The following is an 11,270-nucleotide window of genomic DNA, read 5'->3' on the forward strand; positions in this document are numbered from 1 at the left end:
TTTCTGCACATTTACGACAATTTAAGTACTTTCGTCAAAATCAAATTTTTATAGAGCGATACGACAATTTTTTTAAACGAGCGCTAGAGCAAAAAAAAATTTTATAAGTAGCTGAATTTTAAAATATTTATGTTAGATATTTAAACTAATGAGTGATTATCGCAATAGTAAACTAAATAATTAAAGTAAAAAAACCGCATGCAAATAGCTTTCATTAGCCGTTATCGAACAGAAATCATGGGTATTTCTATCCTATGGATTATTTTATATCACTTAAAATACCTGGATTTTGGTAATATATTCCCACTATTTTTGTTCAATTATTTAAAAACAATTGGTTATAGTGGAGTAGATATATTTTTTCTTTTGTCAGGTTTTGGATTGGCTTTTGGATGGTTTCAAAGAAAGCCTAAAATTTTAGAATTTTACAAAAAAAGACTTGTTAGAATTTTACCAGCGTATTGGATTATTTTATTTATTCATGCACTCGTTCATCTTACATATTTTAATGACTTCAAGCTAAAAGGATTTACAGCAGATTTATTAGGAATTGGTTTCCTTAGTTCGCGCAGTTACAATTACTGGTTTATACCTTCAATTATTATATGTTATTTTTTATTTCCTATAATTATTTATTTATTAAATACAAAACTTGTTGAAAAAAAATTTATTGTCAATTTTTGGAGTATATTGCTTGTTTCAACAAGTTTACCATTGTTGCTCTGTTTAATTGCCATCATAACAAACAAATATCAATTACTAATTTTTTTCACTCGCTTACCTGATTTTATTCTAGGTGTAATAATCGGAATTTTGTTCCATCGTAAAAAATGTAGTTTAAAATACCTAAAATTAAATTCATTTACAATAATTTTAATTTGCTTTTTTGGGTTTTTGTTTTTATTTTTGGTTAATTTTTGTGTACAAAAAAATATTAATGAGCGATATGGTTTTTTTTGGTATCCATTGATGTTTTTTACTTTTCCTCTATGTTTAGTTTTATCATCTTTATGTAAATGGATTGATGAAAATTTTGTCGCTTTGAAAAATTGTCTATCATTTTGTGGTAAATATAGTCTTGAAATTTATTTAGCTCATTCAATGGTTTTTGATATTTTGCATCAATTTATCAATTCTTTCGGTTCAACAATGGTACTTACTATCATAAATATTACACTATATATAATTTGTGTCAGTATTTCATTTTTATTAGCTTTATTTGTTAAAAGACTGACTAACATTTTTCATAAACAAGTTTTGGAGGTGACCAAGTGTCAATCGCGCATATAGTTAATAAACGCATTGCATGGTTACTTCCTGCAATGGGAACTGGAGGAATTTCGTTTCAACACATCATTGCTGAATTTGTCCGAGAGTTGCCCAAAACAATTGTATATACTGGGCAATGGCCTGGTTATGCAGCAGGATTTGAAAATACTTTTGTTGTTAAAGAGGTTGGGACAACTAAATTTATTGAAATTAACAAAACTAGTCAAGGATATAATATAGGTTTTTCTTTAGCTTCTCCTGAAATTATTTGGCATTTAATAAAATTCCGACCTCAAATAATTTTTGCCAATGCTTTTTCTATTTGGACGGCAATAGCGATCGTTTTGAAATTTTTCTTTAGTTGGAAAGTCATCATTATTTATGAAGGAGGTTCACCTGGTATCGACTATCGTGATTCTTTCCTACGTTTGTTCTCTCGTCGATTCATGGTAAAATTAGCAGATGCTTTTGTAGTCAATGGAAAATCAGCACAAAAGTATTTTTTAGAAGTATTAAAAGCTAAAAAAAAGCAAGTTTTTTCTCGTCCTTTTCTAGTACCAAGTATCAAAGCTTTAACCCAATATACGGAACAGGAAAAACCACGACTAAATTCTTTGCTGAAGCGTCCTATTTTTCTCTATGTCGGACAAATAGTTCCCAGAAAAAACTTAAAAACACTTTTAGAAGCTTGTTTGTCTTTGAACAGGTTAAATTATCGAGACTATTCGCTTCTTATTGTTGGTGATGGAGAACAACGTCAAGAGCTAGAATCTTTTGTTTCTACTAATGGTTTAGAACAACAAGTTAAATGGATTGGTCAAGTCGAATACAAATATTTAGGTGTTTATTTCCAACAGGCTGATATTTTTGTTTTTCCAACTTATGAAGATATTTGGGGTATGGTACTTACTGAATCAATGGCTTTCGGTAAACCCGTTATCTGTTCTCTAGGAGCAAAAGCTGTAGAAATGATTGTAGAAGGTGAAAATGGTTTTGTTTTCAATCCAGAACAACCACAGCAGTTGGTGAAATACATGATTCAGTTTTTAGAAAATCCTAATCTTATTAAAATTATGGGACAAAAATCTCGACAGATAATGGTTAGTCATACTCCAACAGATGCAACCGAATCTTTTATTCAAGCAGTAGATGTTGTAAATGCTAAACTTTAAATAACCGACAAACAAGTGAAGAGTAATAATTTACTTTATTAGCTTGAAAAAAAATATGTAAACAAAATAATAAAATATTTAATTTTAAAAATTTTATAATGCGAATAGCGCTTGTTCGTAGAGAAAGAGGCAATGCCATAAGTATGGATGTTTATGCCGACAACTTGATATCACAATTGAAAAAAATTCGCTCTAATTGGGAGTTTATCGAAATTGCGCCTCAATCTTGGAGTAACAAAATAGAAAATTCTTGGCATTCTGGCAATCCCGTAAAAAAATATTACGAACGTTTTTGGCGTTATCCTCAAGTTGTTTGCCAACAGAATGTCGATCTATTTCATATTATCGATCACACTGATGGTCATATTGCTTACTGGCTCAAAAAGTCAGGAAAACCAATATTAATTACTTGTCACGATTTGGTTCAGTTTGTATATCCTGAAATTCTTAAAGATCAATCTCGTTTACCAGCATTGAGCATGGCAAGTTGGCGTTACTCAGTAGGAGGAATGAAAGTAGCAAATCGAATCATTGCTGTTTCAGAAAATACAGCTAAAGATGTCAGTAAAATGTTAAATATAGAATCGCAAAAAATTACTGTAGTTTCTAATGGAGTAGATCCACAATTTAGAGTTTTATCTGGCGATAGCATCGAACGACTTCGACAGCAATATTCTAATTCTCCAAAAGAAATTTGTTTGCTGAATGTAGGTTCTACTCATCAGCGCAAAAATATTTTGACTATTTTAAAAGTTTTGGAAACATTGAGAGAGCGAGACATTTTGGCTCGCTTATGGAAGGTTGGCAGTGACTTTACGGTAGAACAAAAAAAATACATTTGCGAGCATCATCTCGAATCTCAAATAAACTTTTTAGGACAACCAGATAAAAAAATGCTAATAGCATTATACAATGCTGCCGACACACTACTAGCTCCTTCTCTCTATGAAGGTTTTGGTCTGACAATCCTTGAAGCAATGGCTTGTGGAACTCCTGTAATTACTTCTAACGTTTCTTCTTTACCAGAAGTTGGTGCTAATGCGGCTATTTTGCTAAGTCCTTTAGATGTTAACGCAATTGTCGAATCGATTTGTTTCTTGAAATACGATTTATTATACCGTCAAAGTTTAATCGATTCAGGCTTAATTAGAGCTAGTTTATTTACTTGGTTAAATACAGCTAAAAAAATGACTTCTATTTATGAAAACTTAAGTGAAATTAAATAATATTTAGAGTTTAAATTCTTAAGTTATCAATTAGAGCAATTATTAATGAACAAAATACCTAAAACCAAATTTTTCAAAAATTGCAGCAGCATAAACTGCTGTAGCAAATAATTACCATTTGAACTTGAAGTGATGTCTGAGATGAAAATTCTTATATCTGCTTACTCTTGCGAACCCAATCAAGGCTCTGAACGTGGAGTAGGCTGGAATATTGTTTGTCAAGTTGCAAAGTATCATCAGGTTTGGGTGCTAACTCGTCCAGATGAAAGTAAAGCAGCAATTGAAGCTGAATTAGCTCGACACTCCATTCCGAATCTAAAATTTGTTTATTTTACTCTACCTTTCTGGCAAGATAGTTTGCGCTGGGGGCAGGCGGGTGCTATGCAAATTCATTACTATCTTTGGCAAATTCAAGCCTACTTTGTAGCTCGTCGTCTTCATCGAGAAATTGGCTTTAATATAATACATCATGTAACCTTTGTTAAATATTCTAGTCCTAGTTTTCTTTCCCTGCTACCAGTACCATTTATTTGGGGACCAGTGGGAGGTGGGGAAACTTATCCTATAGCTTTTTGGCAAGATTTCAGCCTTCAAAATAAAGTTTACGAAACTTTTCGCTCTCTAACTCGTTGGATCGGTCAAAAAGATCCTTTTACTCAGGCAACTGCCAAACAAAGTGCAGTTGCATATGCTGTCACAGAAGAAACCGCTAAAAGAGTTTCCCAGATGGGAGCCAAATCAGTCAAAATTTTTCCTGCTATTGGTCTGTCTCAAACAGAAATTGAACGACTCGCTCAATATCCACTACCTAACAGAAAACCAGTTAGGTTTGTCAGTATTGCACGTTTGCTTCACTGGAAAGGCATTCATCTGGGATTAAAAGCTTTTGCTAAAGCTAATTTGCTAGATAGCGAATACTGGATTTTGGGCGATGGACCAGAAACCGCAAAACTTCAACAACTAACTTTAGATTTGGAAATTAGCAAGCGTATTAAGTTCTGGGGATTATTAGATCGTGATGAAGTACTGTATAAGTTAGAACGATGCTCTATTTTGATTCACCCTAGTCTTCATGACTCAGGAGCAGGTGTTTGTTTAGAAGCAATGGCAGCTGGAAGACCAGTTATTTGTCTGGATTTAGGAGGACCAGCACAGCAAGTTACCTTAGAAACTGGATTCAAAATTCCTGCTCGCAATCCAGAACAAGTTATTACCAGTATGGCTGCAAAAATGAGCATATTAGCAAATGACCATAACTTACTTATAAAAATGGGGCGATTGAGTCAGCAACGGGTCATAGAATTATATAGCTGGGAAGCTAAAGGCAAACAATTATTTCAGACTTATCAAGAAGTTATTAAATGCACATTCTAATTGCTGCTTTACATAGACCAACTAAACCAACAGGAGTTTGCAGACACGCTGTCAATTTAGCAAAATGTCTTGCAATTACCAGTCAAGTAGATAAAATAACTTTAGTAATAGGAGTATGGCAACTAGATTATTTTAAAACAGCTTTTGTACTAGATTCTCCAAAAATAAATTTAATTCCCATTACTATTAAAAATAATTCTGTAACAAGAAATATTTGGTTTTTATGGGGATTATCTAAGTTAACCAATAAAATTAATCCAGATATCATTCATTTGTCATTTCCAATTCCTTTTTTTAGATCTTTATTTTATGCTCCTGTTGTTAGTACTATTCATGATTTTTATCCTTATGAATGTCCTGAAAATTTTGGCTATCCTAAGGTATTGCTTAATCGTTCGTTTTTAAAACAATGTATTAAAAATAGTGATGGTTTAAGTTGCGTTTCGCAAATTACATTAAAGAATTTATATCGATATTTTCCAGATCGCAGTTCAGAAAAAACAACTACTGTAATTTACAACTACGTTGATTTTAGTAAAGTCACACCAAGTATTCCCAAAAATATTGACCTTGAAAAATCTGACCAATTTATATTATGTGTTGGTCAACATCGCCGAAACAAAAATATAGATTTGTTGATTCGGACGTATTCAGTATTAATTAACGAACAAAAAATATTAAATTCAACTAAGTTAGTAATAGTTGGCAGTTTTGGACCGGAAACAAACAAATTTAAGGAGCTAATCGCTCAATTATCTATTGCCAAAAAAGTAATTTTACTTTCATCAATTGACGATGCACAACTCTGCTGGCTTTATCAAAATTGTGAAGTTTTTGTAATTTCTTCATCAACCGAGGGATTTTGCTTGCCTCTAGCTGAAGCATTATATTTCTCCTGTAAAGTCGTTTGTTCAAATATACCTATATTTCGCGAAATATGCGACACAAAATGTAATTTTTTTGATTTAGAGGAAAATAAAACAGATAGTTCAAATAATTTGTCTTCTGCGATTGTTCGAGCTTTAAAGCAACCAAACGATAAGTATAGTGGATTTGAATTTTCTAAATCTACCATAGCTCATCAATGCCTGCAATTTTATTCGCAAATTTTAGGCACAAAAATATAATATATTATTTTTATAATAAATAAACCGAAAATGCTTAGAAGGGTATTGATTTTAATAACATTCATATATTTAATCTTTTCTTTACCTATATTAGTAGTATTTATTTTAAGTGAAAATTTTAGATTTGCATATTTTGAAAAAATTACCGATAGTTCTTCAAAAATATTTACTTTAAAATATGTTTTCGTAGGTGACAGTATCACAAAAAATGGGGGAAACTGGAGTTTAAAACTAGAAGGAAATCCTTTTATTTCTAAAAATATTGCAGTCAATAACTACACCACAAACCAAATTACATTATTAGTAGAACAAGCATTAGGATATTCACCTAATTATGTCTTTATTATGGCTGGCACTAACGATAGCATTTCAAATGAAATTAAAGTCGATCAAACTATTCAAAACTATAAAGCTTTGTTAAAAAAGTTTGACCGAAAAACTATTCCTATTATTACTTTAGTACCATTGCAACAAGATAACACTATAAATAAAAAAATAAATCAAATTAATTATGGTATTAAGCGTTTAGCTAAAATAAAAAATATACATATTATCGATCTCAATCAGTATATCGCCCCATCAGGTTATCTTCTAGAAAAATTTACTATTGATGGAGTACATTTTTCAAATGCAGCATACCAAATTTGGCTTGATGAAATTAAAAAATTATGTCTTAGCTAAAATAAATAGAAGCTATACAAAAACGAAACAAGCTTTTTTAATTTTAATAAATGTATGTCAGATATAAAAATATCAAAAACAAAAATGAAAGTCGAGAGCAAAATTTACGGATTTGACTATCTTAGGTCGATTGCTTGCATTTTTGTAGTCGCTTTTCACTGCTCTCCAATACCAATGAATTTTATTCTTGGCAAAGTAATGCATGTATTTTTATTTGCTTCTGCCGTACCAATATTCATTATTATATCTCTTTTTTTGACCGAACTCAAAGGATTTGGCTATAAATATGTATTTAATAAAAGTCTGAGAATAGGAAAAATTTATTTTCTCTGGGGCTGGTTAATACCTTTATGTTTGTATACTGTTCAAAAATTTTTTTTTATCTTGCCTGACAAAGTTAATATTTCACAAGTCAACTATGGTTTATATGGTTTTTTAGTAAACGGACTTAACTGGCCTTTAAAAGTTCATGGAATCTATTTTTTAGTTTTTTTAATAGCATTAATTTGGATCTATTTTTTAGTCAAACCTTATATTAATTCTTATAAAAAAGCTTTATTTTTTTTGTTTATTGGAATTATAGTAAATATGTCAACTCCCTTTTTTCCCGATCGTTTTCAAATATTGAGAGAAAGTTTGCTTCCTTTTTTAATATATATACCTTTGGTAAAAACTCTTTATTGGGATTATAAATTTGGATGTAATTATTTTAATAAAATATTGTGTTTTTTTCTACTATATATTTTTTTCTCTGTTATCGAAGGAATTTTTATTATAACTGAAAATGATTTTTTCTTGTCTTTTCACTATTCTCCGTATGGAAGATTATCAATAGTTTTTTTGGCTATGAGTTTGGTTTATGGGTTTTTAAAATTAAATTATAAACCAAGTAAAACTCCACAAATTATTAAAGTAATATCGGATTATTCTTTAGGAATTTATTTGATTCACGGTTTTATGTTAGATTTTATATTTTTATACTTTCAAAATTCGAGCTTGTTTGTAGCAATCTATTTTTTGCTAATATTTTTGTTATCTTGGTTTCTAAGTTTTATAATCAAAACCGTTCCTTATCTAAAACGAGTTTTAATTTTGTAGTATAAATTAAATTTTTATAAAAAATAGCGGTTTTTAAAAGTATGACTATAAATAAGAAATTATTTTTTTTTATCATAGGATTTTTGTTGATATTTCTATTAAATCTATTTGTTTTTAGGTTTCCAATAAATTTTAATTCGACAATCTCTGTTTTAGCCAATACAGAAATCGAATTTCCTGCTAGTGGCGACCAGTTAAATGTCAAAAATTTTGGTGCAGAAGGCGATGGTACGACTGACGATACTATAGCTATTCAAAAAGCTCTTAATGCTACTACTCGCAATTTTCAAACAGTTTTTTTTCCGAAAGGAACTTATTTAGTAAATAACACGATTCAATTGGGTCGATTTAAAAATATTCGAGGAAGCAACGAAAGTCAAACAATCATTCGACTAAAAGATGACAGTCTTGAGTTTACTCAAATGCTTAAACCTGTGTTTCACAGTATTTATAACAACAATCAAACCTTTGGAGTTTATATTAAAGATTTAACTATAAATACTGGTAAAGGCAATCAAAAAGCGATTGGTATTCAATATAATACTCATAATACTGGAGCAATTGAAAATGTCACTGTTAGATCTGAAGATTTTTCTGGTGCGATTGGTTTAGATCTCTCAGAAACAGAATTTGGACCTGGACTAATAAAAAATGTGACAATCGAAGGCTTTGATATTGGTATCAAAACTCCAGCTAGTCCCTCAAATGCCGTATTTCAAGGTATTTTTTTAAAAAAGCAAAATGCGATTGGTTTTGAAAACAATATGCCTGTTTCTATTGAGGGTTTGAAAAGCGAAAATAAAGTACCAACGGTACATAATAGCTCCCATGTTCATTCTCATTTGGTTTTAGTAAACGCCAGTTTGTTTGGACTTCCAAGAGAAGCTACTAGTAACTTGGCAGCTATTGAGAATGAAGGACACTATTACCTGCGAGGAGTTCGTGTTGAAGGTACTTACACCTCTGTGTTAAAGGATCAAGGTCAATTAATAGCTGAAAAACAAGTAGACGAAAAATATAGTAATTCTTCCACTTCGACAATCATTGCTCCTAAGAGACAAGGTCATTTAAAACTTGCTATTAAAAATTCTCCAGTTCCGTATATAGAACCCATTGAGAAGTGGATAGTCCCTGATGATTCACGAGAAGATGATACCGCAGCAGTACAAGCGGCAATGAATTCAGGAGCGAGAACCATATTTTTTCCTGGGAATAAGACTTACAATATAACAGATACAATCGAAGTCCCTTCTCGCGTAAGACGAATTATCGGTCAACATAGTGGTATTTCAGGAACAGAGATATTTGTCGATCGCCCAATGTTACGTCTAGTTGGAAATACTTCTAAACCAATTAGTATAGAAACACTCGATATAGCAGCATGGCCTCATACTGCTATTGCTTTTGAAGTTGCTAGCGATCGCCCTGTATATCTAAAATATTCTGGAAGTCCCGCAGTTAAAAGTAAGGTTACTACCAACCGTAGCTGGTCGGGAGAAATTTATATGGATGAATGGCTGGGAGAATTGCGTCTCAAGGGGAATGGTTCTATTTGGTTGAGACAGTGGAATCCAGAGAACAATCCTTTTACTCTAGGAGAATCAGATCCCGAACTGACGTATGCAGTTAACAATGGTGCCAAGATGTGGGTATTGGGAACCAAAACCGAAGCTCCTGCAATTAACGTTTTGACACAAAACGGCGGTCAAACCGAGCTATTGGGTGGTTTTTTTCGCGATCACTACAGTCCCGATGAGTATAAGCCAGAAGTACCATACTTGATTACTAAGAATGCTTCAACATCGGCTTCATATCTTCAATATGCCTGGGCACCTGGCAAAGCAAGAAATTTTCAAGCTTTGGAAATTCAAAATGACCGACAGGAGAAAGTTGTTATTCCAGGTTTAGTAATTATGGATCTTTACCGCTCGACACTTGAGGCTGATTAATTCATTGAATAATAAAAGCATTACTAAAAACCAAAAAACAAAGCAAAAAGGTTTTATTACAAGCACAAACCTCATTTTGTTTGCTTTTGCTACTTCATTTTTTCCTCGTATTCTCGCAGCAGTGGGATTCCCCTCATTGATTAATTTTGCTCATTTTATTAGTGTTCCTTTTGCTTTGTTGGTAGCAATTACTCAAACTAAAACTAATTCAATAAAGCAAATTGCTATTTCTTATAAACTTTTAACTGGTTTATTTGTCTTTCTTTTCGCAATGTTTGCTAGCGCATTGGTAAATCAAGCAGGTGCGATTAATGCCATTATAGACTATCTTCTATTGGCAGAGCCTTTTATGCTTTTACTGGCAATAGTTTGTATACCTATTTCAGCTGCCAAACTCAAGTTTTTTAAAAAGTTTTTGCTTATTTGTGCTTCAATTAACTTGCTGCTAGCCTTTATCCAAAAACCACTTATAGATAGCGGCAAACTTAATGCAGAAGGATTTGACGGAACAGATGGGGCACAGGGAGTTTTTTTTGTTTCGGGTGCAGGTAATTATGTTTCGGCTACAGTCTCTCTAAAATTTGGTTTGTATTACTTTTTTTCAGCTAGAACAACTAATATTTGGTTTAGATTTGCTTGGTTGGGAGCAGCTTTTTTACAACTTATTATTTCTGACTCCAAACAAATAATAATTGCTAGTGGATTGGCATTTGCAATATTAGCCCTCGCTAATACTAAAGATTTAGGTAAAACTTTATTGTATGTGATAGCTGTAATTATAGGCTTCTCTGTTTTTATTTGGTGTGCAAACAACTTAGAAGCTTTTTCTGCTTTTAAAAATGGAATAGATAAATTGCAGGAATGGGGACCTGGTGGAGCAGCTAGAGAAATAAAAACCGCACCTTTTAGAATTGCTACTTCTTACTATACCTCTCTTTTAAACTGGCTTTTCGGTCTTGGTCCCGGTCATACATTTGGGCGTATGGGGGGTTGGTTTCTTCAAGATTATAGTAACTTGTTTATTCCCCTTCATGGAACTACTCATCCTGCCAGTTATGATGCTTGGTTAGCTTATTACGGTAACTGGATTGCTTTAGAATCTACCTTATACCATCCTTTTTTTGGCTGGGCTGGTATTTGGGGAGATTTAGGCTTTACAGGGCTGGGTTCGTATTTATATTTAGCTTCTATTGTTTGGCGTCATCTTTGCGTAGGCGAGTTATCAAAATTTTTTATGCTGGTTGTTTTTGCTGTCGGTCTAATTTTTACGCAAATGGAAGAACCTGGTTATATGTTATTTACCTCTATGCTAATTGGTTTACAGTGGCAAGAACAAAATCTTAAAACTTAACTTAAAGCTTATTTTAGAAGAAA

9 protein-coding genes are annotated in these 11,270 nt (G+C 32.1%); all 9 read left to right on the top strand.

Going from position 1 to position 11,270, the window contains the following annotated elements:
* Positions 1–237: 237 nt before the first annotated feature.
* The 9 genes from KV40_RS02380 (at position 238) to KV40_RS02420 (ending at position 11,247) form a co-directional block, all read left to right on the top strand.
* Positions 238–1,290 (top strand): acyltransferase, encoded by a 1,053-nt coding sequence (locus KV40_RS02380; protein WP_172657215.1) that lies wholly within the window; start codon positions 238–240, stop codon positions 1,288–1,290.
* Positions 1,272–2,441: a glycosyltransferase family 4 protein gene (locus KV40_RS02385; RefSeq protein WP_156113914.1), complete on the top strand. Its 1,170-nt coding sequence runs from the start codon at positions 1,272–1,274 to the stop codon at positions 2,439–2,441. The genes KV40_RS02380 and KV40_RS02385 overlap by 19 nt, the downstream gene beginning before the upstream one ends.
* A 98-nt stretch (positions 2,442–2,539) precedes the next feature.
* Entirely contained in the window at positions 2,540–3,667 is a 1,128-nt protein-coding gene (locus tag KV40_RS02390; RefSeq protein WP_036477640.1) for a glycosyltransferase family 1 protein, read from the top strand.
* 141 nt (positions 3,668–3,808) lie between these two features.
* Positions 3,809–5,041, top strand: coding sequence for a glycosyltransferase family 4 protein (locus KV40_RS02395; protein ID WP_036477642.1), 1,233 nt, complete (start codon positions 3,809–3,811; stop codon positions 5,039–5,041).
* Positions 5,029–6,168: a glycosyltransferase family 1 protein gene (locus KV40_RS02400; RefSeq protein WP_036477643.1), complete on the top strand. Its 1,140-nt coding sequence runs from the start codon at positions 5,029–5,031 to the stop codon at positions 6,166–6,168. The genes KV40_RS02395 and KV40_RS02400 overlap by 13 nt, the downstream gene beginning before the upstream one ends.
* 30 nt (positions 6,169–6,198) lie before the next feature.
* The gene (locus tag KV40_RS02405) at positions 6,199–6,849 is read left to right on the top strand and encodes a GDSL-type esterase/lipase family protein (protein ID WP_036477645.1); all 651 of its coding nucleotides are present in this window, start codon (positions 6,199–6,201) and stop codon (positions 6,847–6,849) included.
* 54 nt (positions 6,850–6,903) lie between these two features.
* Positions 6,904–7,947: an acyltransferase gene (locus KV40_RS02410; protein ID WP_081942726.1), complete on the top strand. Its 1,044-nt coding sequence runs from the start codon at positions 6,904–6,906 to the stop codon at positions 7,945–7,947.
* An 86-nt stretch (positions 7,948–8,033) separates the two neighbouring features.
* Entirely contained in the window at positions 8,034–9,896 is a 1,863-nt protein-coding gene (locus KV40_RS02415) for a glycoside hydrolase family 55 protein (RefSeq protein WP_172657216.1), read from the top strand.
* A 4-nt stretch (positions 9,897–9,900) separates the two neighbouring features.
* The gene (locus KV40_RS02420) at positions 9,901–11,247 is read left to right on the top strand and encodes a hypothetical protein (protein ID WP_216595502.1); all 1,347 of its coding nucleotides are present in this window, start codon (positions 9,901–9,903) and stop codon (positions 11,245–11,247) included.
* Positions 11,248–11,270 lie beyond the last annotated feature (23 nt).

Source organism: Myxosarcina sp. GI1 (genome assembly GCF_000756305.1).
Taxonomy (GTDB): Bacteria; Cyanobacteriota; Cyanobacteriia; order Cyanobacteriales; family Xenococcaceae; genus Myxosarcina.

Excerpts from the sequence above, each read along its gene's own strand:
- KV40_RS02380 (WP_172657215.1), top strand. The coding sequence starts at position 238 with ATGGGTATTTCTATCCTATGGATTATTTTATATCACTTAAAATACCTG.
- KV40_RS02390 (WP_036477640.1), top strand. The coding sequence starts at position 2,540 with ATGCGAATAGCGCTTGTTCGTAGAGAAAGAGGCAATGCCATAAGTATG.
- KV40_RS02395 (WP_036477642.1), top strand. The coding sequence starts at position 3,809 with ATGAAAATTCTTATATCTGCTTACTCTTGCGAACCCAATCAAGGCTCT.
- KV40_RS02400 (WP_036477643.1), top strand. The coding sequence starts at position 5,029 with ATGCACATTCTAATTGCTGCTTTACATAGACCAACTAAACCAACAGGA.
- KV40_RS02405 (WP_036477645.1), top strand. The coding sequence starts at position 6,199 with ATGCTTAGAAGGGTATTGATTTTAATAACATTCATATATTTAATCTTT.
- KV40_RS02410 (WP_081942726.1), top strand. The coding sequence starts at position 6,904 with ATGTCAGATATAAAAATATCAAAAACAAAAATGAAAGTCGAGAGCAAA.